The following is a 23,681-nucleotide window of genomic DNA, read 5'->3' on the forward strand; positions in this document are numbered from 1 at the left end:
ATGACCTCTCTTGTTCCTCCCCGTGAGCCCGATGCCGCCGTCCTCGAGGCTGTGGCGACCGGTATCCCCTCCGCGTTGTCGGACCTCGGCCACCTCGTGCGCATCCCGGGAATGGCCTGGCCCGCGTTCGATCAGACCCAGCTGGAGCGCAGCGCGGAAGCCGTGGCTGCGCTGGCCTCGGACACCGGTGTCTTCGACGAGGTGCGTGTGCTCCGTGCCGCGATCCCGGGCACCGATGAGCAGGGACAGCCGGCAGTCCTCGCCACGCGCGCGGCCCGCAACGGCAAGCCGACGATCCTGCTCTACGCGCACCACGACGTGCAGCCTCCCGGCGATGACGCCCTCTGGGAGACCCCGCCGTTCGAGCCGACGGTCCGTGACGGGCGTCTGTACGGACGCGGCGCCGCAGACGACAAGGCGGGGATCATGGCGCACATCGCGTCGATCCGAGCCGTACACGAGGTGCTGGGGGACGACCTCGACCTCGGTATCGCGATGTTCATCGAGGGGGAGGAGGAGTACGGGTCTCGTTCCTTCGCTCAGTTCCTCTCCGACAACAAGGAGGCGCTCCGCGCGGACGCCATCGTCGTCGCCGACTCCGGTAACTGGGATTCGGTCACCCCGGGCCTCACCGTCTCGCTTCGCGGGAACGCGCGCTTCACGCTGCGCGTGCGCACCCTCGATCACGCGTCCCACTCGGGGATGTTCGGGGGAGCGGTGCCCGACGCGATGATGTCGACCGTGAAACTGCTCTCCACGCTGTGGAACTCCGACGGCTCGGTGGCGGTGGCGGGGATGACCGAGCGCGATGCGCCCACTCCCGATTACACCGAGGCGACACTCCGTGACGAGGCAGGGCTCCTGCCCGGCACCACTCCGATCGGTGACGGCACGATCCTCAGCCGGATCTGGAACAAGCCCGCGGTGACGGTGATCGGCATCGACGCGACGAGCGTGGCGGCGGCATCCAACACCCTGCTTCCCGAGGTCACGGTCGTGATCAGCGCTCGTGTCGCGCCCGGGCAGACGGGGCAGGCCGCTTATGACGCCCTCGAGAGCCACCTGCGGGCTCACGCTCCGTTCGGCGCGGAGCTCACCTTCTCGGATGTCGACCTGGGGGATGGCTTCCTCGTCGACACCAGCGGCTGGGCGGTGCAGCTCACGCGCGACGCGATGCACGACGGCTACGGGGTTCCGCCGGTGGACCTGGGCGTCGGCGGTTCGATCCCGTTCATCGCCGACCTGGTGCGGGAGTTCCCGGCCGCGCAGATCCTCGTCACCGGTGTCGAGGACCCGCATTCGCGGGCGCACAGCCCCAACGAGTCGCTGCACCTCGACACCTTCCGCCATGCGGTCGCGACCGAGGCGCTGCTGCTCACCCGCATGAATGCTGCAGAACTCTGAGCCTCACAGGATCTGCGGCGGTAGAATCGTCCGAGAAGCCGTGCACCTGCGGCCCGTCACAAGGAGCGACATGAGCGACACCACACTCTCCCCAGAGACCACCCGCGCACACGGCGTCACCCTGACCGACGCTGCCGCCGTCAAGGTGAAGAACCTCCTCGAGCAGGAAGGCCGCGACGATCTCCGTCTTCGCGTCGCCGTGCAGCCCGGCGGATGCTCGGGCCTGATCTACCAGCTGTACTTCGACGAGCGCTACCTCGAAGGCGATGAGACCGTCGACTTCGACGGCGTCGAGGTGATCATCGACAACATGAGCGTCCCGTACCTCGACGGTGCGGCGATCGACTTCAAAGACACGATCTCGGAGCAGGGGTTCACGATCGACAACCCCAACGCAGCGGGCAGCTGCGCCTGCGGCGACAGCTTCCACTGATCGTCCGTCTGCCGAACGGCCGCCGTCACCATGGGTGACGGCGGCCGTTCCGCTTTCGGAACCTGCGTGGTTGGCATGAATCAGGTGTGAGGTTGCCCTAGACTTGGGTGTGCTCTGTTCGCGATCTGAAAGGTGCATCGTGCCCTCGAAACGCAGCCTTCGTTGGGCCGCACTCCCTGTGGGAGTCGTGGCAGCCTTGGCCCTGGCGGGATGTTCTCCCACCGAGCTGAACGGCTTTCTTCCGGGCTTCGTGGAGGGTGGCCCCGCAGCCACCAATCAGACCGAGCGCGTCTCCTCGCTCTGGGTGAACTCCTGGATCGTGCTTCTCGCCGTCGGCATCATCACCTGGGGCCTGATGGCCTGGGCCGCGATCGCGTACCGTCGCCGCAAGGGCCAGACCGGCCTCCCGGTGCAGATGCGCTACAACATGCCGATCGAGATCTTCTACACGATCGTGCCGCTCATCCTCGTGCTGGGTATGTTCTTCTTCACCGCTCGCGATCAGACCGAGATCGAGGCCAAGTGGGACGAGCCCGACGTCGAGATCACCGCGATCGCCAAGCAGTGGGCGTGGGACTTCCAGTACGACGGCGAAGAAGAGGACAACTCCGACGCCGTGTGGACGATGGGCATCCAGGCCCAGCCCGACGCCGAAGGCAACATCGATCAGTCGCAGCTGCCGACCCTGGTTCTGCCGGTCGACAAGAAGGTCACGATCGACCTGCAGTCGCGCGACGTCATCCACTCGTTCTGGATCATCGACTTCCTCTACAAGAAGGACATGTTCATCGGGAAGGACAACTCCTGGTCGTTCATCCCCACCCGTGAGGGCGAGTACGCCGGCAAGTGCGCCGAGCTCTGCGGTGAGTACCACTCGATGATGCTCTTCAACGTGAAGGTCGTCTCTCAGGACGACTACGACGCGTACCTCGAGTCGCTCGAGGAGAAGGGCAACACGGGCGACATCACCGACGCGTACGACCGTCTCTCGAACTTCCCGGGGACGACCCCGAAGACCGACACCGAGGAAGGAGGGGAGTAAGTCATGTCGACCACAGAAGCTCCCCGTACCGACGAGACTCCCCAGTCGCGTCCGACCACTCTGCCCGCTCGCCAGGCCGCTCTCATGAGCTCCTCGCGCGTGGAGCAGAAGGGTAACATCGTCGTCAAGTGGATCACCTCCACCGACCACAAGACCATCGGGTACATGTACCTGATCGCGTCCGTGCTGTTCTTCCTCCTCGGTGGCGTGATGGCACTCGTCATCCGCGCCGAGCTGTTCGCGCCGGGCATGCAGATCGTCCCGACGAAGGAGCAGTACAACCAGCTGTTCACGATGCACGGCACGATCATGCTGCTGATGTTCGCGACGCCGCTCTTCGCGGGCTTCGCCAACGCGATCCTGCCGTTGCAGATCGGCGCCCCCGACGTGGCCTTCCCGCGTCTGAACGCGTTCGCCTTCTGGCTCTTCCTCTTCGGCTCGACCATCGCGGTCGCCGGCTTCCTCACCCCGCAGGGCGCGGCCTCCTTCGGATGGTTCGCCTATCAACCGCTAGCCGGTGCGTCGTTCTCGCCGGGCGCGGGTGGAAACCTCTGGATGGTCGGACTGGGTATCTCCGGTTTCGGAACCATCCTCGGTGCCGTCAACTTCATCACCACGATCATCACGATGCGCGCTCCCGGCATGACGATGTGGCGCATGCCGATCTTCTCCTGGAACACGCTCATCACGAGCCTGCTCATCCTGATGGCGTTCCCCGTGCTCGCGGCAGCGATCTTCGCCGCTGCAGCGGACCGCATCCTCGGCGCTCACATCTACGACCCCGCCAACGGTGGTGTCCTGCTGTGGCAGCACCTGTTCTGGTTCTTCGGCCACCCCGAGGTCTACATCATCGCTCTGCCGTTCTTCGGCATCGTGTCGGAGATCTTCCCGGTCTTCAGCCGTAAGCCGATCTTCGGATACAAGACGCTGGTCTACGCGACGATCGCGATCGCCGCTCTCTCCGTGGCCGTGTGGGCGCACCACATGTACGTGACCGGATCGGTGCTGCTGCCCTTCTTCGCCCTCATGACGATGCTCATCGCCGTGCCGACGGGTGTGAAGATCTTCAACTGGATCGGCACGCTCTGGCGAGGATCGGTGACCTTCGAGACTCCGATGGTCTTCGCACTCGGATTCCTCGTGTCGTTCGTCTTCGGCGGTCTGACCGGTGTCATCCTCGCGGCCCCGCCGCTGGACTTCGCGCTCTCCGACTCGTACTTCGTCGTCGCTCACTTCCACTACGTGGTGTTCGGCACCGTCGTGTTCGCCATGTTCGCCGGCTTCTACTTCTGGTGGCCGAAGTGGACCGGTCGCATGCTCAACGAGCGTCTCGGCTACGTGCACTTCTGGATGCTGTTCATCGGCTTCCACATGACGTTCCTCATCCAGCACTGGCTGGGTGTCGACGGCATGGTGCGCCGCTACGCGGACTACTCCGCAGCAGACGGCTGGACCTGGCAGAACCAGGTCTCCACGATCGGTGCGATCATCCTCGGCGCCTCGATGCTGCCGTTCTTCCTGAACGTGTGGATCACGGCCCGCAAGGCTCCGAAGGTCACGGTCAACGACCCGTGGGGCTACGGTGCTTCGCTCGAGTGGGCGACGTCGTGCCCGCCGCCGCGGCACAACTTCACGTCGATCCCGCGTATCCGCAGCGAGCGTCCCGCGTTCGACCTGAATCACCCGGAGGCTGCCGAGTTCGCGACCACGGCGCCCGGCGAGCGAGAGGCCCACTAAGTCATGCGCGACAACGTCATTCTCTGGTGGGTGCTGACAGCGTTCTTCGCCCTCGTCGGTGTCGTCTACACCGGCTGGCACATCCTGGTCACTCCGTCCGACAACTTCGCGATGCGGATCGAGTGGGTCGGCACTGTCGCCCTGTTCTTCGCAGCCTTCATGGCCGCGATGGTCGCGTTCTATCTCGATCGCACGCACAAGGCGCAGAACGGTGAGCTGCCGGAAGACATCCTGACGGCGGACATCGACGACGGTGACCCTGAGCTCGGCGAGTTCAGCCCGTGGTCCTGGTGGCCGATCGTGCTCGCGGCTTCGGCCGGTGTCTTCGTCGTCGGCCTTGCAGTCGGACACTTCCTGCTCCCGATCGGTCTCGCGATCTTCGTCGTCGCGATCGTCGGCTGGGTCTACGAGTACTACCGCGGCAACTTCGCCCGCTGAGACTTCTGAATAGAAGAAGGCCCCCGGAATCGTCCGGGGGCCTTCTTCGTGTACGCGCCAGTGGGTCGGTTCGTGTGCGGGCGGCGGGGATCTTCACGACCTCGTTCGGACCCGTGCGATGCCGGTCAGTGGGTCGACAGGACGGCAGTGCACACCGTCGGCGTTGCCCAGAGAGCGAATGCCGTCAGCGTCGACGCATCAGAGGGTGGCAGTCATCTGCACGCGAGGGCCGTACCTGAAGAGCCCGAGGGCGGTCTCTGTGTCGATGAGGGAGCGGAGCAGAGCGGAGTCCGGCTCGGTCTCCGTGAAGCCGCAGGAGGCGTAGAACGGCGCGTTCCAGGGGACGTCACGGTAGGTGCGGAGGGTGATCGTACGATGTCCGCGGTCTCGGGTCTCAGAGAGCGCCGCCTGGACGAGCCGACGCCCGATCCCGCGCCGGCCGTACGTGGGCAGCACAGAGAGCTGCTCCAGATGAGCGTGCCCGTCGATCTCCAGGACGTGCACGAAGCCGACGGGGCCCGAAGAGGGGGCTGAGGCCTCGTGGGGCTCAGCGACGAGCACGAAGCCCGGCATCGAAGCGCGCTCCCAAGCAGTGGTCGGGGGCGGCCAGTCGACCGCGTCGAAACGATCGACGAGCAGAGCATCCGCCGCGGCTTCGATCTGTTCGGTCTCCGCGTCATCCGCCGGATGCGCAGGACGTACTCGGATCTCCATGGTCACTCTCCTGCGACGGCGGCGATGGCCTCGATCTCGACGAGCTGGTCATCGTAACCGAGCACCGTGACACCCAGGAGGGTGCTGGGCACGTCGTGGTCGCCGAAGGCAGCGTGGACCACGTCCCACGCCGTGACGAGGTCGGCCTGCGCGGAGGAAGCCACCAGCACTCGTGTGCTGATGACATCGGTGAGGTCCGCGCCAGCGACGTCGAGTGCTGCCTCGAGCGTCTGCACGCATCGGGCCGCCTGAGCCGCGTAGTCGCCCGGTGCGGCGGTCGTCCCGTCGTCGTTCAGAGGGCAGGCTCCCGCGAGGAAGATGAAACGCGAACCCGCCGGTGCAGTGGCGGCATAGGCGTAGGGGGCGTCGGCGAGGGCAGTGGCGCGGATCAGCTGGACGGCGGATGACATGGTTCGATCCTCTCATTCACGGATTAACGATGAAGGCCCCGTCCGTGTGGACGAGGCCTTCATCGTGGGGGAGTGGCGACTACTCGCCATCCTCCTTCTTCTTGCGAGGCTTCTTCACCGGCTCGGTCGCGATGACCGTGCTGGGGGTGTTCGGCGTCTCGTCGACGTGCGTCTCATCGACCGTGAGCGGGGCATCAGGGAAGCCGGCGCGCTCGTGAGCGCCCTGGATCTCTGCGGCCTCGGTCTCATCGTTCTGAGCCGTGACGTGGTGCTGGTGCGCATCGGCTGCTTCGACCTCGGCCTGCGTGAGCGGGGCCAGACGATCTTCGAAGAACCACCGGGAGATCGAGGAACGGAGGTTCTCCGTCCACGGGATGCGGCCCTTGGCGTTCGGGCGAACCACGAGAGGCTCGTAGGAGTCGACATCGATGAGCTTCCAGCGGTCGTACTGGTCGACCGGCTGGTGGACCTCGATGAACTCGCCACCGGGGAGACGGACGATGCGCCCCGACTCGAAGCCGTGCAGCACGATCTCGCGGTCCTTCTTCTGCAGCGCGATGCAGATGCGCTTGGTGACGAAGTATCCGAGGATCGGGCCCAGGAACAGCAACGCCTGCAGCGTGTGGATGACGCCTTCCATCGTGAGCATGAAGTGCGTCGCGATGAGGTCGGACGATGCTGCAGCCCAGAGGACGGCGTAGAAGATGACGCCGGCGACGCCGATCGCGGTGCGCGTCGCCGCGTTGCGGGGACGCTGTGCGATGTGGTGCTCGCGCTTGTCGCCGGTGACCCACGCCTCGATGAACGGGTAGATCGCGACGACCACGATGAACAGGCCGAGCACGAGCACGGGCGCAATGATTCCGAAGGACCACGTGCGGTCGAGGAACACGATGTCCCAGTTCGACGGCGCCAGACGCAGAGCGCCGTCGGCGAAGCCGATGTACCAGTCCGGCTGCGTGCCGGCCGAGACAGGGGACGGGTCGTACGGGCCGTAGTTCCAGATCGGGTTGATCTGGAAGAACGTCGCGATCATGACGATCACGCCGAACACGATGAACAGGTAGCCGCCCATCTTCGACATGTAGACCGGCATCATCGGGTAGCCCACGACATTGTCGTTCGTGCGGCCGGGGCCAGCGAACTGCGTGTGCTTGTTGATGATCATCAGCATCAGGTGCACGACGATGAGCGCGATGACGAGCATCGGCAGCAACAGGATGTGCAGCGTGTACAGACGTCCGACGATGTCGGTCCCGGGGAACTCGCCGCCGAAGAGGAGGAACGAGGTCCAGGTGCCGATCAGGGGGAGACCCTTGATCATGCCGTCGATGATGCGGAGGCCGTTACCCGAGAGCAGGTCGTCGGGAAGCGAGTAGCCGGTGAAGCCCTCTGCCATCGCGAGGATGAACAGGACGAAGCCGATGACCCAGTTGAGCTCACGCGGCTTGCGGAACGCGCCGGTGAAGAACACGCGGAGCATGTGCACGCCGATGCCGGCGATGAACACGAGCGCCGCCCAGTGGTGGATCTGGCGGACCAGGAGCCCGCCGCGCAGGTCGAACGAGATGTGCAGCGATGACTCGAGCGCCGCCGACATCTCGATACCACGCATCGGCGCGTAGGCGCCGGTGTAGTGGGTCTCGACCATGGAAGCCTGGAAGAAGAACGTCAGGAAGGTTCCGGAGAGGAACACGACGACGAAGCTCCACAGCGCGATCTCGCCGAGCATGAACGACCAGTGGTCGGGGAAGATCTTACGTCCGAGCTCCTTGACGAAGCCGGAGAGGCTGGTGCGCTCGTCGATGTAGTTCGACGCGGCACCGACGAAGCGACCGCCGAGGGGCGCCTTGGTGTCCTTGTCCTCTTTGGACAGCGTTGCGGTGCTCAATGGCGCTCCCAGAAGCTCGGGCCGACGGGTTCCTTGAAGTCGCTGCGTGCGACCAGGTAGCCCTCGTCATCGACGGTGATGGGCAGCTGCGGCAGCGGACGAGCCGCCGGGCCGAAGATGACCTTGGCGTGGTCCGTGACGTCGAACTGCGACTGGTGGCACGGGCACAGCAGGTGGTGCGTCTGCTGCTCGTACAGAGCCACAGGGCATCCGACGTGCGTGCAGACCTTGGAATAGGCGACGATGCCGTCGTAGGACCAGTCCTTGCGGTCCTCGGCCTCGATCAGCTGCTCGGGGCGCAGACGCATCATCAGCACGATGGCCTTGGCCTTCTCCTCGAGGTAGCCGTCGTGGTGGCTGAGCGTCGCGAGCTCTTCGGGGATCACGTGGAACGCCGACCCGAGGGTCACGTCCGCGGCGCGGATCGGGGTGCCGTCGGGGTCGCGGACGAGGCGCGCACCCTTCTCCCACATCGTGTGCTTGAGGAGAACGACCGGGTCGCCCGCGGTGGGGTCATCCGGCGTCGAGTGCGGAGCGAGACCACGGAAGAGTGTGACGCCCGGGATGATCGAGGCGACGAGTGCGGCGAACAGCGAGTTGCGGATCACCGTGCGGCGTCCGAAACCGGACTCCTCGTTCGCGTCGGAGAAGGCCTGGATGGCCGCCTCGCGGGTCGCGTCCTTGCCACGGGTGGGGTGGCGGTGCTCGATGAACTCCTTGTCGGACATGAGCGCCTTGGACCAGTGGATCGCACCGATGCCGAGGGCCAGCAGCGCGAGGGCGATGCCGAGACCGATGAAGAGGTTGTTCTGCCGGATGTCGATGAGCGCGCCGCTCTCGATCGGGAACAGCATGTAGGCGGCGACCGCCCAGATGCTCCCGGCCAGCGAGAGGTAGAACAGCGTGTAGACAGTGCGGACAGCGGCCTTCTCAGCGCGCGGGTCCTTGTCGGTCATCCGCTCGCGGTGCGGCGGAAGCCCGGGGTTCTGCACGGGATCGCTGACTGCGACACCCAGCCCCGGAGAGGGCTGGTAGGCCCTGTCAAGAGCCTGCGAGTCGTCGTCGTGTGCCATGGTGCTCCTCGTACGTTCCTCTTCGATGAATAAGCGTCAGTTGGACTTCGCCGTGATCCACACGGTGATGGCGACGAGCGCGCCGATTCCGAAGATCCAGACGAACAGGCCCTCGGAGACCGGTCCGAGCGAACCGAGCGAGAATCCGCCGATCTGCACGGACTGCTGCTGGAAGAGCAGCGCCGAGATGATGTCGCGCTTGTCCTCGTCGGACAGGTTCATGTCGCCGAAGACCGGCATGTTCTGCGGGCCGGTGACCATCGCCGCGTACATGTGCAGGGCGCTGGTCTCCTGGAGACCGGGTGCGTACTTGCCCTCGGTGAGCGCTCCACCCGCTGCGGCCACGTTGTGGCACATCGCGCAGTTGACGCGGAACAGCTCGGCGCCGTTCGCGACGTCACCTTCTCCGTCCAGGATGTGGTCGGCGGGGAACGTCGGGCCGGGAGCCTCGGACTGCACGAACGAGGAGATCGCGAGGATCTGGTCCTCGGTGAACTGCGGTGCCTTCTGCGGCGCCTGCGGTCCCTGCATCTGCAGGGGCATGCGACCGGTCGACAGCTGGAACTCGGTGGCCAGCTCGCCCACGCCGTACAGGCTGGGGCCGTTGGCGGTTCCCTGCAGGTCGAGACCGTGGCAGGTGGCGCAGTTCGCCTGGAACAGCTTCTCGCCGTCTTCGACGGTCAGCTGGGTCGACGCGGTCGGCGTGTCGGATGCGGCGAACGCAGCCGTCGCACCGGCGTACACGGCGCCGGTGATCATGAGGCCTGCTCCGATGAGCGCGGCCGCCGCCAACGGGCTGCGACGACCGCTGGAACGGCGCTTCTTCTCTCGTGCCATCTCGGGGATCAGCTCCGCTCTTATTTCAGGAAGTAGATAACGAGGAACAGCACGATCCAGACGACGTCGACGAAGTGCCAGTAGTAGGACACCACGATCGAGGAGGTCGCCTCCTTGTGCCGGAAGTTCTTGACGGCGTATGCGCGTCCGATGACGAGCAGGAACGCGACGAGGCCGCCCGTGACGTGAAGGGCGTGGAAGCCGGTCGTCAGGTAGAAGGCGGAGGCGTACGAGTCGGCGTTGATCGGCATGCCTTCAGCGACCAGCTGTGCGTACTCCCACACCTGGCCGGAGACGAAGATCGCGCCGAGGGCGAAGGTGAGGAAGAACCACTCGACCATTCCCCAGCCGAAGAGGCGACGGCGTCCGGCGCCGTTCTTCTGCCCCTTGCCGATCTTGTAGGGCTGCAGGTCTTCTGCCGCGAACACGCCCATCTGGCACGTGAACGAGGAGAGGACGAGGATCGCAGTGTTCACTGCGGCGAACGGGACGTTCAGCAGCTCGGTCCGGTCTGCCCACAGCTCCGGGGAGGTGCTGCGGAGCGTGAAGTAGATCGCGAAGAGTCCCGCGAAGAACATCACCTCACTGCCGAGCCACACAATGGTGCCGACAGCTACCGGGTTGGGCCGCTTAATCGTTCTCGCCGCCGGGGCATACGTCGCTGAGGTCGTCACCCCTCCATTATGGCCGATCCTGGGGCGTGATTCTTGCACCCACGACCTTCGAATCGCCGGACCTGGACTTAGGGGACCCTAAGAAAACACTGCGAATACCCGGTGAATCCGCGGGAAACAGGGGGTGGGCACGGAGTGCGCATGCGTGCGGAAGCATCTGCATGTTTTCTCCACGCCGATAGGATCGCACACATGCCTGATTCGTTGACCTGGCCCGACGTGCTCACCTCGCTGTTGGAGCGCCGCGATCTCAGCGTCTGGGAGTCCACGTGGGCGATGCGTCAGATCATGCAGGGTGGCGTGAGCGAGGCGCAGCTCGCCGGTTTCCTCGTCGCTCTCCGTGCGAAGGGCGAGACGATCGACGAGATCGTCGGGTTCCGCGATGCGATCCTCGAGGCCGCCGTGCCGCTGCCGGTCTCCCCGGACGTGCTCGACATCGTCGGAACCGGAGGGGACCGCGTCGGTACGGTCAACGTGTCCACGACCGCGGCGATCATTATCGGTGCCACCGGCGTGCCCGTCGTGAAGCACGGCAACCGTGCGGCCAGCTCCGCCTCCGGATCCTCGGACGTGCTCGGGGCGCTCGGCCTGGAGCTTTCTCTGAACCCCGCCGACGTGGCATCCATTCTCGACCGCACCGGCATCACGTTCGCGTGGGCCGGGGCGTTCCACCCGGGCTTCAAGCACGCAGGCACCGTGCGAGCCGAGCTCGGGGTGCCGACGGTCTTCAACATGCTCGGCCCGCTGTGCAACCCCGCGCGTGCCGAAGCCAATGCCGTCGGTGTCGCGCAGATCGAACGGGTGCCGCTGATCACGGGCGTGTTCCGCACCCGCGGCGCGACCGCACTCGTCTTCCGCGGCGACGACGGGCTCGACGAGCTGACGACCACCGGACACAGTCGTATCTGGGAGGTCACCCGAGGAGACATCCACGAGCACGACCTCGACCCCCGCGACCTCGACATCCCGATCGCCGATCTCGCCGACCTGATCGGCGGCTCACCGCAGCACAACGCCGAGGTGCTCCGGCGCACGCTCGCGGGGGAGACCGGCGCGGTACGCGACATCGTGCTCCTCAACGCCGCTGCCGGAATCGTCGCCTTCGAGCTCTCGCAGGACGCCACGCAGGTGCAGCGGCCCATCCTCGAGCGGTTGCGCGCGGGGTACGACAAGGCCGCGGCGGCGGTCGACGACGGTCGTGCCCTGGCCAAGCTCGATCAGTGGATCGGCGTCAGCCGCGAGCTGGCGGCACCCCAGGAGTGATCGTGGATCCCGTCGACGCGCTGCTCGAGATCGCCTCCCTCCTCGAACGCGAGCGTGCGTCACGGTATCGGGCGAAGGCGTTCCGCCAGGCCGCGGCGACTCTGCAGGATCTGCCGGACGACGTGCAGGCCGATCCGACGAGGCTTCGTGCGGCAAAGGGCATCGGCGAGTCCACGTTCGCGGTCATCCGTCAGGCGCAGGCGGGTCGGATTCCCGACTATCTCGTGGAGTTGCGCGGCGACGTCGAGCCGGAGCGCGTCTCGGCGCTGCGTGCCAAGCTGCGCGGTGACCTGCACGCGCACACCGACTGGTCGGACGGCACGACACCCATCCCGGTGATGGCCGCGGCCGCGCGGGCGCTGGGACACGAGTACCAGGCGATCACGGATCACTCTCCACGACTCCGGGTGGCACGCGGGTTGTCTGCCGAGCGCCTTCGTGAGCAGATGCCGTTGGTGCGTGCCGAGTCCGGCGACGGATTCACTTTGCTCGCGGGGATCGAGGTGGACATCCTGGAGGACGGCACACTCGACCAGGAGGATGGGCTGCTCGCGGAACTCGACATCGTCGTGGCCTCCGTGCACTCCAAGCTGCGCATGGACGCACGGCCGATGACGGCGCGGATGATCGCCGCCGTCTCGGATCCTCGGGTGAATGTACTCGGGCATTGCACGGGCCGGCTCGTGCAGGGCGATCGGGGAACGCGTCCGCCGTCGGCGTTCGACGCCGCAGCCGTCTTCGCCGCGTGCGCGGAGAACGGAGTGGCGGTGGAGATCAACTCGCGGCCCGAGCGGCAGGACCCTCCGGACGAACTGATCGCCATCGCGCTCGACGCGGGGTGCCTGTTCTCCATCGATTCGGATGCGCACGCACCGGGGCAGCTGTCACTGCTGGATCACGGCGCCGAGCGCGCCGAACGGGCGGGGATCCCCGCATCACGGATCGTGACGACCTGGGGCCTCTCCCGCTTGCTCGCCTGGGCCGAGTGAGTCGGGCCCGCACGCCGATCAGTCGGCGTGCAGAGCAGCCTTCGACACGGCTGCGACCGCCCGCGTCATGGAACCGCCGAGGTTCCATTTCTCTGCGAGAGCGGTGGCGGCGTCGACCTCGGCGGGGTCGAGGACGCGGAGCGGGATGCCGGGGGCGCTGATCGGCAGCGAGGTCGCCACGGCGACCACGGTGGGTGCGACCTCGAGGTAGTCCGAAGCCGCCAGGACCTTCGCGCGGACTCCCGCGCTCATTCCCTCGCCGACTTCCGCCGCGGCGCGGATCCCCGTGAGGTCGCTGTGGGTCTGGAGGAGGGTCGCCGCCGTCTTCTCTCCCACGCCGGCGACGCCAGGGAGCCCGTCGGAGGCGTCACCGCGCATGGTCGCGAAGTCCGCGTACTGAGACGGGAGGACCCCGTACTTGGCGACGACGGTCGCATCGGTCACGATCTCGAGGTTGCTCATGCCGCGCGCGGTGTAGATGACGCGGACGTCGCGCGCGTCGTCGACGAGCTGGAACAGGTCACGGTCGCCCGTGACGATGTCGACCGGCATCGTGGCGTCTGTCGCGAGTGTGCCGATCACGTCATCGGCCTCATGTTCCGCGACGCCGATGATGGGGATGCCGATGGCGGCGAGCGTCTCGCGGATCAGAGGGATCTGCGCCTCGAGCGGGTCGGGGATCTCCTCGACGTCCGGCCCACTGGCCACGACCTCGACGACGCGATGGGTCTTGTAGCTCGGGATGAGATCGACGCGCCACTGCGGGCGCCAGTCGTCGTCCCAGCACGCGATCACATGCGTCGGCTCATACAGGGTGACGAGCTTGGCGATGATGTCGAGCAGACCGCGGGCCGCGTTGATGGGCGATCCGTCCGGCGCCGTCACCTTGTCGGGAACGCCGTAGAAGGCGCGGAAGTAGAGGCTGGCGGTGTCGAGCAGCATGAGGCGGTCGGCGCGGGTCATGGACTCAGCGTAGAGCGCGGTCGGCCCACAGTCAGCAACCGGGCGCGCCGGGCTGCTCAGCGCACGTGCGGGCGACCAGCGCGGTCTCCGCCTCGTAGACACGGATCTGCCGCGCCGGGCCATCGATGGACAGCTCGCCGTCGATCGGGAACCACCCACCGCCGATGTCGACCTCGGCGGTGTAGTGGACGGTCACGTGCGCCGAGTACGTGCCGCGGTCGCGATACGAGTGACTCGTCGGGGTCGGTGTGAACTGCGCCTGCCCCAGGGCAGCCCAGGACCGACCGCCTGTGTTCGAGGTGGCCGCTGTGCCGTCACCGAACGCGAACCTGAAACGGACAGGCGTGAATCGTACGCTGATCGGTCTGTCGAACAGCGTGCCGGCGCGGGTGTGCACGGCTGCGGCTGCCACGAAGTTCGTCGGCATGCCCGCGATGCCGATGTTGCCCGGCTCTCCGGCGGTGGTGACGGGGGCAGGAGCGAACTGTGCGACGTCGGTGATGGTGAGGGGGCGGCCTTCGTCGTTCGTCACCCGCTCAGCGGTGAAGTTGCAGGACGCCTGGCGGACGGGATCGGTCGTGCAGGGCTTCGGCTTCTCGGGACTCGTCTGCTTGTCGCCTGGAGTGTCAAGTGACCGGGAGGCGTCGCGGGGCGATTGGGTATCGGTGCCGGAGATGACGACGGAGTTGTTGACGTTCGATGCCCAAGCATCATCGATACCCGCCTGGGGCGGACGAGTGTCCGTCTGCCCAGCCGCCACGACCCCCAAGACCAGAGAGACGATTAGCAGGGCGCGGACTCCTAGCATTTGATCGCCGCCGTCGAGATGGTCGAGAATATCGCCAGTGCGGAGTCTGTCTTAGCAGGGGCGAACTCAACTTCGAGCGATTGTCGAGGTGCGCGGTCGGCTGGCACTACTGAAACACCATTCGTGTCGAGCAGTTCAACGTCCGAAACGTCCAAGCAAAGACGAGCCGTGATGATCTGTCGGTCGTGCGAAACAGGAGTGAATGAGTCGAACGTGGTTTCGCCAGAGCGGGTCATGCCGCTTGCATAAAAGGCGTTGTAGTTCTCCTTGGCTGCTGAGAGGGCTTCCCCTCGTAGCCATCGGTACACCGATTCAAACGAATGTGGATCGTGAAGATCAGTCGCGTTGGACGCATCCGTGTATGCCCGATAGGTCGCCTCGGCGGCGTCGAAGGCCTCTTCTTCCGAGGCGAAGGCAGGCGTCGGAGTGGGCGAGGGTGAAGGATCGGGGGCGCAGCCGACGAGCAGGAGGAGGGCGCTCGTCAAGGCTGCAGCGCGCGCGAACGAGCGGGAAGAAGACGTCGGGGAGATCACCCGGTCACGCTAACTCGGAGGGCCGCCTGCCCGTTCGAGTTATCCACAGCTCGCGAGGCCGGAATCCGACTTCCTGCGGGATCCGAAGTTCTGATAGCCTTAACCGTCACTCGTGGCGTGCATGCGCGTGCCCTCGTGGCGAGAAAACCAAAATCCAACCGCTGAGAAGCATGCAGTCGGCCGTGCGCGGCCGTTGAGTCTCAGCCCGAGTCTCCATTCAACAAGGACAACCCACTACATGACTACCGCAACGACCGCCCCGGCCACCAAGCAGGTCGCCATCAACGACATCGGATCTGCTGAGGACTTCCTGGCCGCGGTCGAGAAGACCCTGAAGTTCTTCAACGACGGCGACATCATCGAAGGCACGATCGTCAAGATCGACCGCGATGAGGTCCTCCTCGATGTCGGCTACAAGACCGAGGGTGTCATCCCCTCGCGCGAGCTCTCGATCAAGCACGACGTCGACCCCAACGAGGTCGTCGCTGTCGGCGACCTGGTCGAGGCCCTCGTTCTCCAGAAGGAGGACAAGGAAGGCCGTCTCATCCTCTCCAAGAAGCGCGCACAGTACGAGCGTGCCTGGGGAGACGTCGAGAAGATCAAGGAGAACGACGGCGTCGTCACCGGTACGGTCATCGAGGTCGTCAAGGGTGGACTCATCGTCGACATCGGCCTCCGTGGCTTCCTGCCGGCGTCGCTCATCGAGCTGCGTCGCGTCCGCGACCTCACGCCGTACCTCGGCCAGGAGATCGAGGCCAAGATCCTCGAGCTCGACAAGAACCGCAACAACGTCGTCCTCAGCCGCCGCGCGCTGCTCGAGCAGACGCAGTCGGAGTCGCGCACCACGTTCCTGAACAACCTGCACAAGGGTCAGGTCCGCAAGGGTGTCGTGTCGTCGATCGTCAACTTCGGCGCGTTCGTCGACCTGGGTGGCGTGGACGGCCTCGTGCACGTCTCCGAGCTGTCCTGGAAGCACATCGAGCACGCCTCCGAGGTCGTCGAGGTGGGCCAGGAGGTCACCGTCGAGATCCTCGAGGTCGACCTCGACCGCGAGCGCGTCTCCCTGTCGCTGAAGGCGACGCAGGAAGACCCGTGGCAGGTCTTCGCCCGCACCCACGCGATCGGTCAGGTCACGCCGGGTAAGGTCACCAAGCTCGTTCCGTTCGGTGCGTTCGTCCGTGTCGCAGACGGCATCGAGGGCCTCGTCCACATCTCCGAGCTCTCCAGCAAGCACGTCGAGCTGGCCGAGCAGGTCGTGTCGGTCGGCGAAGAGGTCTTCGTCAAGGTCATCGACATCGACCTCGAGCGTCGTCGCATCTCGCTGTCGCTGAAGCAGGCCAACGAGTCGGTCGACCCCAACGGCACCGAGTTCGACCCGGCTCTCTACGGCATGCTCGCCGAGTACGACGAGAACGGCGAGTACAAGTACCCGGAGGGCTTCGACGCCGAGACCGGTGCGTGGAAGGAAGGCTTCGACGCCCAGCGCGAGGCATGGGAGCAGGAGTACGCTGCAGCCCAGGCTCGCTGGGAGGCGCACAAGGCTCAGGTCGTCAAGGCGGCCGAGGCCGAGGCCGCAGCCGGAGAGGACTTCGGCGGAGGCCAGTCCTTCACCAGCGAGGTCGCCGGAGCCGGCACCCTCGCCGACGACGAGGCTCTCGCGGCTCTGCGCGAGAAGCTCTCGGGCGGCAACGCTTAAGCAGCACTCTGAATCGGGTCGCCACCTCGCCTTCGGGCGGGTGTGGCGGCCCGTTTCGCGTTTCCGGGGTGCTGCTGCTTTTGCGTGACGGAACATTACGTCGGCATTCGTAACAATCGGTCCGCCCCGCCAGCATGGGGTCATGACTGCTCTGTTGCCCGCGTCGCGCACTGCTGACGCTTCGCCCTCGGCAGGAACAGCGCAGGCGGTCCGCCTCGACGGGATCGAGCGTTCCTTCGCGCTGCCGCGCGGGAGGCGCGACGTGCTCCGCGGCATCGACCTCCACATCGCGGCCGGGGAGATCCTCGCGGTCGTCGGTCCCTCCGGGTGCGGCAAGTCCACCCTCCTCCGTCTCGTCGGCGGACTGGATGCTCCGACGAGCGGACGCATCCTCCTCGACGACATCGGTGTCGCCGACGTCGACGAGCGGACCGCCATCGCCTTCCAGGAGCCGCGACTGCTCCCATGGCGCACCATCGCCCAGAACATCGAGCTCGGCCTGCCGCGAGGAACCGCCCGCCGTGTCGGCCGTGAGCGAGTGCGCGAGCTGCTGCACCTCGTGGGGCTCGAGCACGCGGGCGACCAGCGCCCGCGCGAGGTCTCCGGCGGTATGGCCCAGCGCGCCTCCCTAGCCCGGGCGCTCGCCCGAAACCCCGGGGTGCTGCTGCTCGATGAGCCGTTCGGCGCGCTCGACGCCCTGACGCGTCTGCGCATGCACGATCTGCTCCTGAAGATCCATGCGGCCGAGCCCACCACGATCCTGCTGGTCACCCACGACGTCGAAGAGGCGCTCTACCTCGCCGACCGCGTGCTGCTCCTGCGGACGCTGGACAGCTCGGGCACGGGCGCCGACGACGACCAATCCATCGCCCGCACGATCTCCGTGCCGGGCGTCCGTCCCCGCGACCGCGCCGACCGCGGCCTCGCCGACCTGCGCGCCGACCTTCTCGAAGGACTCGGCGTCGACACCCACCACCGCATCACCGAGGAGTCCCGATGAGCACCACCACACGCCGAATCATCCCCGCGATCGTGATCGCCGGGACGATGATGCTCGTCGCGACCGGGTGCGTGGCCGGAGAGAACGCCAAGGCATCGGACACCGAGGGCACGCCGGGCACGACCGAGTGGTCGGCGGACACCCTGTCTATCGACTTCGCCACCTACAACCCGCTGAGTCTGGTCGTCAAGGATCAGGGCATCCTCGAGGAGATCCTCGGCGATGACGTCGAGGTCGAGTGGGTGCAGTCCGCCGGCTCGAACAAGGCCAACGAACTGCTGCGCTCCGGCTCCGTCGATGTCGGCTCGACGGCAGGATCGGCCGCACTCCTCGCCCGTGCGAACGGCTCGCCCATCCAGGTCATCGACATCTACTCGCAGCCCGAGTGGTCTGCCATCGTCGTGGGCCCGGACAGCGACATCACCGCCCTCGAAGATCTCAAGGGCGCCTCCATCGCGGCGACCAAGGGCACCGACCCCTACTTCTTCCTGCTGCAGGCGCTCGAGGAGGGCGGCCTGTCGCTCTCCGACGTGGAGGTGCAGAATCTGCAGCATGCTGACGGCCGGGCCGCACTCGACGGCGGCTCCGTGGACGCCTGGGCCGGGCTCGACCCGATCATGGCCGCCGCCGAGGTGGAGTCGGGTGACCAGCTCATCTACCGCAACGTCGACTTCAACACCTACGGCTTCCTGAACGCGACCGAGGACTTCACCACGAACCACCCCGACCTCGCGCAGGCTGTCGTCGACGCGTACGAGCAGGCGCGAGAGTGGGCGCTCGAGAACCCTGAGGAGACCGCCGCGCTGCTCGCCGAGGTCGCCGGCATCGACCCCGAAGTCGCCACCACCGTGATCGAGGAGCGCTCGAACCTCGACGTGAGCGGCGTCCCCGGTGACGACCAGATCGCGGTGCTCGAGAAGATCGCGCCCGTGCTCGTCGAGTCCGGTGACGTGCAGGGCGGCAAGGACTCCGTCGACAAGGCGCTCTCATCGATCGTGAACGACACGTTCGCGAAGAAGGCGGTCGACGGCGAGTGACCATTCCCGACCGACTGATCGTTCCCGAGGAGTCTCGGGACGCGCTCGACTTCGCGAAGGGCACGTCCCAGCCCCGGAGCGGGGCTACGCGGCGCTCGTGGGACCGGCCGGTCGTGCGGATCATCGCCGGTCTCCTGCTGCCCGTGATCATCCTGACGGCCTGGCAGGTGGTGACGACGAGCGGGATGGTGCCGCCGTACCGCCTGCCCACACCGGCGTCGGTGTTCCAGGCCGGTGTGGAGCTGGCCGAGACCGGACAGCTCTGGACGCACATCGCGATCTCGGTGCAGCGCGTGCTGCTCGGTTTCGCGATCGGATCCGTCATCGGGTTGGCCGCGGCCGGCATCGTCGGGCTCTCCCGGCTGGGAGAGGTGCTTCTCAGCCCGACGCTCACGGCGGTCCGCGCCGTGCCGTCGCTGGCCTGGGTGCCGCTCCTCATCCTCTGGATGCAGATCGGCGAGGAGTCGAAGGTCACTCTGATCGCGATCGGTGCGTTCTTCCCGGTGTATACGACGGTCTCGTCGGCGCTCCGACACGTCGATCCGCAGCTCGTCGAAGCCGGGCGTTCGTTCAGCCTGCGCGGCTGGTCGCTGTTCCGCATCGTGCAGCTGCCGGCGGTGGTGCCGTCCGTCGTGTCCGGGCTGCGTCTGGCACTCGCGCAAGCGTGGCTGTTCCTCGTCGCCGCAGAGCTCATCGCAGCGTCCATGGGCCTGGGCTTCCTGCTGACCGAGTCGCAGAGCAGCGGGCGCGTGGACCGCATCCTGCTCTCGATCGTGCTGCTCGCACTTCTGGGCACGCTCACCAACGGGATCCTCGTGCTGGTCGAGAAATACCTGCTCCGTCGGTGGGTGTGACGGTGACCGAGGCTCGGCTGCAGGAGTCGCGGGTGTACGTGCCGGACGCTGGCTTCAGTGACGCGAACGTCACCGCGGACGCGTATGCGCGCGCCGCCGCGGATCCGATCGCGTTCTGGGAAGAGGCCGCGCGCCGCCTGGACTGGTCCGAGCCGTGGCACACCGCCCACGAATGGGATCCGCCGGTCGGCGATGCCGTTCCGGCGGCGCGCTGGTTCGTCGGCGGCAGACTCAACGTCGCGGTCAACTGCGTGGACCGTCACGTGGAAGCCGGACGCGGCGACAAGGTGGCGCTGCACTTCGAGGGGGAGCCGGGCGACCGCCTCTCGGTCACCTACGCCGATCTGCAGCGCCGCGTGTCGCAGGCCGCCAACGCGCTCACAGCTCTCGGCATCCGTCCCGGGGACCGCGTCGTGATCTACCTCCCCGTGCTCGTCGAGACGATCGTGATCACTCTCGCCTGTGCGCGGATCGGCGCCGTGCATTCGCTCGTCTTCGGTGGCTTCTCGGCCGAAGCCGTGCGGTTCCGTCTCGCCGACACCGGCGCGAAGCTGCTCGTCACGAGTGACGGTCAGTATCGCCGCGGAACCGCCACCGAGGTGAAGTCGACGGCCGATGTCGCTGCGGCGGAGCTTCCCGACCTCGAGCACGTCCTCGTGCTGCGCCGCACGGGGCAGGGCATTCCGTGGACGGATGGCCGCGACGTGTGGTGGCATGACGTTGTCGACACGGCGTCGCCGGAGCACAAGGCGCAGGCCTTCGATGCGGAGCATCCGCTCTTCATCATCTACACATCGGGAACGACGGGGAAGCCGAAGGGGCTCGTGCACACGTCGGGCGGGTACCTGACACACGCAAGCTGGGCGCACTGGGCGCATTTCGACGCGAAGCCCGACGACGTGCACTGGTGCACCGCAGACCTCGCGTGGGTCACGGCGCACACCTACGAGATCTACGGTCCGCTCTCGAACGGACTCACCCAGGTCCTCTACGAGGGGACTCCCGACGCACCGCACCGGGAACGCCACCTCGAGATCATCGAGCGCTATGGGGTGACCGTCTACTACACGGCGCCCACGCTGATCCGTACGTTCATGACCTGGTTCGGGGCGGAGCTGCCACAGGGCCACGACCTCTCCACCCTGCGACTGCTCGGCACCGTCGGGGAGGCGATCAACCCGGAAGCCTGGGTGTGGTTCCGACGCAACTTCGGCCGCGACGAACTGCCCGTCATCGACACGTGGTGGCAATCCGAGACCGGCGCGGCGATGATCGCCCCGCTCCCGGGAGTAACCGCCCTCAAGCCGGGGTCTGCCTCGGTCCCGCTCCCGGGCATCGACGCGGCGGTGGTGGACGAGCGGGGCGACGAGGTCGCGCCCGGCCGCTCGGGAACCCTCGTCGTCCGCAGGCCCTGGCCGGGAATGGCCAGGACCGTGTGGGGAGACCCCACCCGCTATCGCGACGCCTACTGGTCGACGTTCGCAGGTAGGGGTGACCACGGCGGGTTCTACGTGGCAGGTGACGGAGCGACCAGGGACGCCGACGGATACATCTGGATCCTCGGCCGACTCGACGACGTCGTGAACGTCTCGGGACACCGACTCTCCACGATCGAGATCGAATCGGCTCTGGTCGCACACGACACCGTGGGGGAGGCCGGGTCCGCCGGCGTGTCCGATCCGGTCACCGGACAGGCCGTCGTCGCCTTCGTCACCCCGTCCGGCCGGGCAGAGATCACCCCATCCGACCTGCGCACCCAGGTCGCACGATCCATCGGCCCCGTCGCCAAGCCGAAGCACATCGTGATCGTGCCCGACCTGCCGAAGACCCGCTCGGGCAAGATCATGCGCAGACTCCTGGCACAGTTGTGGGAGGCCGAGCAGGATCGCAGAGCCGGTCGCGACCCCGGCCCCCTCGGGGATACCACATCGCTGCAGAACCCCTGGGCCGTCGACGACATCGCCGACGTGCTCGCCGCCGCCGAACTGAGGACAGCATGACGGAAGAACACCGCTTCGGATTTCGCACCAGAGCCCTGCACGCCGGTGGCACGCCCGACGCGGCGACCGGCGCCCGAGCGGTGCCGATCTACCAGACGACCTCGTTCGTCTTCGAGGATGCGGCGGATGCGGGGAATCTGTTCGCCCTGCAGAAGTACGGAAACATCTACTCGCGGATCGGCAATCCCACGGTCGCCGCACTGGAGGAGCGCCTGGCATCGCTCGAAGGCGGCATCGGCGCCGTCGCGACCGCATCGGGCATGAGCGCCGAGTTCATCACGTTCGCGGCCCTCGTCGGGGCCGGCGACCACGTCGTCGCTGCGGCTCAGCTCTACGGCGGGACCGTGACGCAACTCGACGTGACGCTGCGACGGTTCGGCGTGGAGACGACGTTCGTCACGTCCTCCGACCCTGCCGACTATGCGGCGGCCATCCGTCCGGAGACCAAGGTCGTCTACGTCGAGATGATCGGCAACCCGTCCGGGGAGATCGCCGACATCGAAGGACTGGCCGCCGTCGCCCACGAGGCCGGGGTTCCCCTCGTGGTGGACGCGACTCTCGCCACGCCCTACCTGGCACGGCCGCTCGAGCACGGCGCCGACATCGTGATCCACTCCGTGACGAAGTTCCTGGGCGGACACGGCACCACCCTCGGCGGCGTCGTCATCGAGAAGGGGACGTTCGACTGGGGCAACGGAAAGTTCCCGCAGATGACCGAGCCCGTCGATTCCTACGGCGGCATCAAATGGTGGGACAACTTCGGGGAGTACGGTTTCCTCACCAAACTCCGCTCGGAGCAGTTGCGTGACATCGGTCCGGCACTCAGTCCGCAGTCGGCGTTCAACCTGCTCCAGGGGATCGAGACACTGCCGCAGCGCATCGACGCGCACCTCGCGAACGCGCGCATCGTCGCGGACTGGCTCGCCTCCGATCCCCGGGTCGCATACGTGACGTGGGCCGGCCTCGAAGGGCATCCGCACCATGATCGGGTGGCCAAGTACCTGCCGCTCGGCCCCGGTTCGGTGTTCGCGTTCGGCGTCGCGGCGGAGGACGGTCGGACGGCGGGGGAGACGGTGATCGAGAACCTGCAGCTCGCCTCCCATCTCGCCAACATCGGCGACGCTCGCACCCTCGTCATCCACCCGGCCTCGACGACGCACCGCCAGCTCACCGAGGCGCAGCTCGTCGCCGCGGGCGTGCGCCCCGACCTGATCCGCATCTCGGTGGGACTCGAAGACGCCGAAGACATCATCTGGGACCTCGACCAGGCCCTCACGACCGCGACGGGAGCGAACCGATGAGCGAGACGCAGACGACCGCCGCGGATTCCTGCGCCGTTCCGGCGGAGTCGGACGGGGTGGCCTGTGCGCTGCCCGGCGCACCGGCAGCTCACCCTGAGCGGACCTGGGTGGGGCCGAGTCAGCAAGAGCGCTTCGGTCTGCTCCGGCGGGCCAAGTCCATCGCGATCGTGGGGGCGTCGAACAATCCGGCACGCGCGTCGTACTTCGTGACGACATACCTGCTCTCCAGCACGTCGTACGACGTCTACCTCGTCAACCCGCGCGAGACCGAGATCCTCGGGCAGCCGGTCTACGCGTCGCTGAGCGGCCTTCCCGTCGTCCCCGACATCGTGGATGTGTTCCGCCGGCACGACGACCTTCCGGGTGTCGCGCAGGAGGCGATCGACGCGGGCGCGCAGACACTGTGGCTGCAGCTCGGCTCATGGAATGAAGACGCTGCGGCGGTCGCCGAGGCGGCAGGGCTCTCGGTCGTGATGGATCGCTGCATCAAGATCGAGCACGCGCGATTCCACGGTGGTCTGCACCTCGCCGGGTTCGACACCGGCGTGATCAGCTCGCGGCGTCAGCTGCTCGCCCGCTGAGCA

General features: G+C 66.8%; 23 protein-coding genes. 14 read left to right on the forward strand and 9 right to left on the reverse strand.

The genetic code is table 11. The features are described 5' to 3' along the window. The 5 genes from ACIOTO_RS13930 to ACIOTO_RS13950 all read left to right on the forward strand — a co-directional run bounded on the left by ACIOTO_RS13930 (position 1) and on the right by ACIOTO_RS13950 (position 5,054). The gene (locus ACIOTO_RS13930) at positions 1–1,404 is read left to right on the forward strand and encodes a dipeptidase (RefSeq protein WP_400858324.1); all 1,404 of its coding nucleotides are present in this window, start codon (positions 1–3) and stop codon (positions 1,402–1,404) included. Positions 1,405–1,474: 70 nt separating this feature from the next. Further along, positions 1,475–1,837: an iron-sulfur cluster insertion protein ErpA gene (gene erpA / locus ACIOTO_RS13935; RefSeq protein WP_029261583.1), complete on the forward strand. Its 363-nt coding sequence runs from the start codon at positions 1,475–1,477 to the stop codon at positions 1,835–1,837. A 139-nt stretch (positions 1,838–1,976) separates the two neighbouring features. Further along, complete coding sequence (gene coxB / locus ACIOTO_RS13940) at positions 1,977–2,879, forward strand: cytochrome c oxidase subunit II (RefSeq protein WP_029261584.1); 903 nt, start codon at positions 1,977–1,979, stop codon at positions 2,877–2,879. A gap of 3 nt (positions 2,880–2,882) precedes the next feature. Continuing rightward, the gene (gene ctaD, locus ACIOTO_RS13945) at positions 2,883–4,616 is read left to right on the forward strand and encodes a cytochrome c oxidase subunit I (protein ID WP_029261585.1); all 1,734 of its coding nucleotides are present in this window, start codon (positions 2,883–2,885) and stop codon (positions 4,614–4,616) included. A gap of 3 nt (positions 4,617–4,619) precedes the next feature. Further along, positions 4,620–5,054 carry a cytochrome c oxidase subunit 4 gene (locus tag ACIOTO_RS13950; RefSeq protein WP_029261586.1) on the forward strand — a complete coding sequence of 145 codons (435 nt, stop codon included), beginning with the start codon at positions 4,620–4,622 and terminating at the stop codon, positions 5,052–5,054. Between the two features lie 198 nt (positions 5,055–5,252). On the opposite strand, the gene ACIOTO_RS13955 is transcribed toward ACIOTO_RS13950, so the two are convergent. The 6 genes from ACIOTO_RS13955 to ACIOTO_RS13980 all read right to left on the reverse strand — a co-directional run bounded on the left by ACIOTO_RS13955 (position 5,253) and on the right by ACIOTO_RS13980 (position 10,557). Next, positions 5,253–5,768, reverse strand: a complete 516-nt coding sequence (locus tag ACIOTO_RS13955) for a GNAT family N-acetyltransferase (RefSeq protein WP_400858325.1) — start codon at positions 5,766–5,768, stop codon at positions 5,253–5,255. A gap of 2 nt (positions 5,769–5,770) precedes the next feature. Further along, positions 5,771–6,178: a RidA family protein gene (locus tag ACIOTO_RS13960; protein ID WP_029261589.1), complete on the reverse strand. Its 408-nt coding sequence runs from the start codon at positions 6,176–6,178 to the stop codon at positions 5,771–5,773. 79 nt (positions 6,179–6,257) lie between these two features. Next, positions 6,258–8,069: a cytochrome bc complex cytochrome b subunit gene (locus ACIOTO_RS13965; protein ID WP_105710174.1), complete on the reverse strand. Its 1,812-nt coding sequence runs from the start codon at positions 8,067–8,069 to the stop codon at positions 6,258–6,260. Next, the gene (locus ACIOTO_RS13970; RefSeq protein ID WP_029261591.1) at positions 8,066–9,142 is read right to left on the reverse strand and encodes a ubiquinol-cytochrome c reductase iron-sulfur subunit; all 1,077 of its coding nucleotides are present in this window, start codon (positions 9,140–9,142) and stop codon (positions 8,066–8,068) included. Before ACIOTO_RS13970 ends, ACIOTO_RS13965 begins: the two co-directional genes overlap by 4 nt. Positions 9,143–9,178: 36 nt before the next feature. Beyond that, positions 9,179–9,979, reverse strand: coding sequence for a c-type cytochrome (locus ACIOTO_RS13975; protein ID WP_029261592.1), 801 nt, complete (start codon positions 9,977–9,979; stop codon positions 9,179–9,181). A gap of 20 nt (positions 9,980–9,999) precedes the next feature. Next, the gene (locus ACIOTO_RS13980; RefSeq protein ID WP_205828862.1) at positions 10,000–10,557 is read right to left on the reverse strand and encodes a heme-copper oxidase subunit III; all 558 of its coding nucleotides are present in this window, start codon (positions 10,555–10,557) and stop codon (positions 10,000–10,002) included. Between the two features lie 288 nt (positions 10,558–10,845). On the opposite strand from ACIOTO_RS13980, the gene trpD reads away from it, so the two are divergent. Then, positions 10,846–11,916, forward strand: coding sequence for an anthranilate phosphoribosyltransferase (gene trpD / locus ACIOTO_RS13985; RefSeq protein ID WP_029261594.1), 1,071 nt, complete (start codon positions 10,846–10,848; stop codon positions 11,914–11,916). Between the two features lie 2 nt (positions 11,917–11,918). Beyond that, on the forward strand, positions 11,919–12,905 hold the full coding sequence (locus ACIOTO_RS13990; protein ID WP_181156214.1) for a PHP domain-containing protein: 987 nt from the start codon (positions 11,919–11,921) through the stop codon (positions 12,903–12,905). 18 nt (positions 12,906–12,923) lie between these two features. On the opposite strand, the gene ACIOTO_RS13995 is transcribed toward ACIOTO_RS13990, so the two are convergent. From ACIOTO_RS13995 to ACIOTO_RS14005, 3 genes are all read right to left on the reverse strand, one after another. After that, positions 12,924–13,868: a 5'-3' exonuclease H3TH domain-containing protein gene (locus ACIOTO_RS13995; RefSeq protein WP_400858326.1), complete on the reverse strand. Its 945-nt coding sequence runs from the start codon at positions 13,866–13,868 to the stop codon at positions 12,924–12,926. A 31-nt stretch (positions 13,869–13,899) separates the two neighbouring features. After that, complete coding sequence (locus ACIOTO_RS14000) at positions 13,900–14,400, reverse strand: PKD domain-containing protein (RefSeq protein WP_400858327.1); 501 nt, start codon at positions 14,398–14,400, stop codon at positions 13,900–13,902. A gap of 269 nt (positions 14,401–14,669) precedes the next feature. After that, positions 14,670–15,209, reverse strand: coding sequence for a hypothetical protein (locus tag ACIOTO_RS14005; protein WP_400858328.1), 540 nt, complete (start codon positions 15,207–15,209; stop codon positions 14,670–14,672). Between the two features lie 238 nt (positions 15,210–15,447). On the opposite strand from ACIOTO_RS14005, the gene rpsA reads away from it, so the two are divergent. The 7 genes from rpsA to ACIOTO_RS14040 all read left to right on the forward strand — a co-directional run bounded on the left by rpsA (position 15,448) and on the right by ACIOTO_RS14040 (position 23,678). Continuing rightward, the gene (gene rpsA / locus ACIOTO_RS14010; RefSeq protein WP_105710170.1) at positions 15,448–16,905 is read left to right on the forward strand and encodes a 30S ribosomal protein S1; all 1,458 of its coding nucleotides are present in this window, start codon (positions 15,448–15,450) and stop codon (positions 16,903–16,905) included. A gap of 142 nt (positions 16,906–17,047) precedes the next feature. Continuing rightward, positions 17,048–17,905, forward strand: a complete 858-nt coding sequence (locus tag ACIOTO_RS14015) for an ABC transporter ATP-binding protein (RefSeq protein ID WP_400858329.1) — start codon at positions 17,048–17,050, stop codon at positions 17,903–17,905. Further along, on the forward strand, positions 17,902–18,942 hold the full coding sequence (locus ACIOTO_RS14020) for an aliphatic sulfonate ABC transporter substrate-binding protein (protein ID WP_400858330.1): 1,041 nt from the start codon (positions 17,902–17,904) through the stop codon (positions 18,940–18,942). The genes ACIOTO_RS14015 and ACIOTO_RS14020 overlap by 4 nt, the downstream gene beginning before the upstream one ends. Next, complete coding sequence (locus ACIOTO_RS14025) at positions 18,939–19,796, forward strand: ABC transporter permease (RefSeq protein WP_258134072.1); 858 nt, start codon at positions 18,939–18,941, stop codon at positions 19,794–19,796. The genes ACIOTO_RS14020 and ACIOTO_RS14025 overlap by 4 nt, the downstream gene beginning before the upstream one ends. After that, the gene (gene acs, locus ACIOTO_RS14030) at positions 19,793–21,796 is read left to right on the forward strand and encodes an acetate--CoA ligase (protein ID WP_400858590.1); all 2,004 of its coding nucleotides are present in this window, start codon (positions 19,793–19,795) and stop codon (positions 21,794–21,796) included. The genes ACIOTO_RS14025 and acs overlap by 4 nt, the downstream gene beginning before the upstream one ends. Continuing rightward, the gene (locus tag ACIOTO_RS14035) at positions 21,793–23,097 is read left to right on the forward strand and encodes an O-acetylhomoserine aminocarboxypropyltransferase/cysteine synthase family protein (protein WP_400858331.1); all 1,305 of its coding nucleotides are present in this window, start codon (positions 21,793–21,795) and stop codon (positions 23,095–23,097) included. The genes acs and ACIOTO_RS14035 overlap by 4 nt, the downstream gene beginning before the upstream one ends. Further along, on the forward strand, positions 23,094–23,678 hold the full coding sequence (locus ACIOTO_RS14040) for a CoA-binding protein (RefSeq protein ID WP_400858332.1): 585 nt from the start codon (positions 23,094–23,096) through the stop codon (positions 23,676–23,678). The genes ACIOTO_RS14035 and ACIOTO_RS14040 overlap by 4 nt, the downstream gene beginning before the upstream one ends. The last annotated feature ends 3 nt before the right edge of the window (positions 23,679–23,681 follow it).

It is taken from the genome of Microbacterium sp. NPDC087592, from assembly GCF_044743585.1.
In the GTDB taxonomy this organism is placed as follows: Bacteria; Actinomycetota; Actinomycetes; order Actinomycetales; family Microbacteriaceae; genus Microbacterium.

Bases quoted from the DNA above. Each gene is read 5' to 3' on its own strand.
- ACIOTO_RS13930 (WP_400858324.1), top strand. From the start codon at position 1: ATGACCTCTCTTGTTCCTCCCCGTGAGCCCGATGCCGCCGTCCTCGAG.
- erpA (WP_029261583.1), top strand. From the start codon at position 1,475: ATGAGCGACACCACACTCTCCCCAGAGACCACCCGCGCACACGGCGTC.
- ctaD (WP_029261585.1), top strand. From the start codon at position 2,883: ATGTCGACCACAGAAGCTCCCCGTACCGACGAGACTCCCCAGTCGCGT.
- ACIOTO_RS13950 (WP_029261586.1), top strand. From the start codon at position 4,620: ATGCGCGACAACGTCATTCTCTGGTGGGTGCTGACAGCGTTCTTCGCC.
- ACIOTO_RS13955 (WP_400858325.1), bottom strand. From the start codon at position 5,768: ATGGAGATCCGAGTACGTCCTGCGCATCCGGCGGATGACGCGGAGACC.
- ACIOTO_RS13960 (WP_029261589.1), bottom strand. From the start codon at position 6,178: ATGTCATCCGCCGTCCAGCTGATCCGCGCCACTGCCCTCGCCGACGCC.
- ACIOTO_RS13970 (WP_029261591.1), bottom strand. From the start codon at position 9,142: ATGGCACACGACGACGACTCGCAGGCTCTTGACAGGGCCTACCAGCCC.
- ACIOTO_RS13975 (WP_029261592.1), bottom strand. From the start codon at position 9,979: ATGGCACGAGAGAAGAAGCGCCGTTCCAGCGGTCGTCGCAGCCCGTTG.
- ACIOTO_RS13980 (WP_205828862.1), bottom strand. From the start codon at position 10,557: ATGTTCTTCGCGGGACTCTTCGCGATCTACTTCACGCTCCGCAGCACC.
- trpD (WP_029261594.1), top strand. From the start codon at position 10,846: ATGCCTGATTCGTTGACCTGGCCCGACGTGCTCACCTCGCTGTTGGAG.
- ACIOTO_RS13995 (WP_400858326.1), bottom strand. From the start codon at position 13,868: ATGACCCGCGCCGACCGCCTCATGCTGCTCGACACCGCCAGCCTCTAC.
- rpsA (WP_105710170.1), top strand. From the start codon at position 15,448: ATGACTACCGCAACGACCGCCCCGGCCACCAAGCAGGTCGCCATCAAC.
- ACIOTO_RS14015 (WP_400858329.1), top strand. From the start codon at position 17,048: ATGACTGCTCTGTTGCCCGCGTCGCGCACTGCTGACGCTTCGCCCTCG.
- ACIOTO_RS14020 (WP_400858330.1), top strand. From the start codon at position 17,902: ATGAGCACCACCACACGCCGAATCATCCCCGCGATCGTGATCGCCGGG.
- ACIOTO_RS14035 (WP_400858331.1), top strand. From the start codon at position 21,793: ATGACGGAAGAACACCGCTTCGGATTTCGCACCAGAGCCCTGCACGCC.
- ACIOTO_RS14040 (WP_400858332.1), top strand. From the start codon at position 23,094: ATGAGCGAGACGCAGACGACCGCCGCGGATTCCTGCGCCGTTCCGGCG.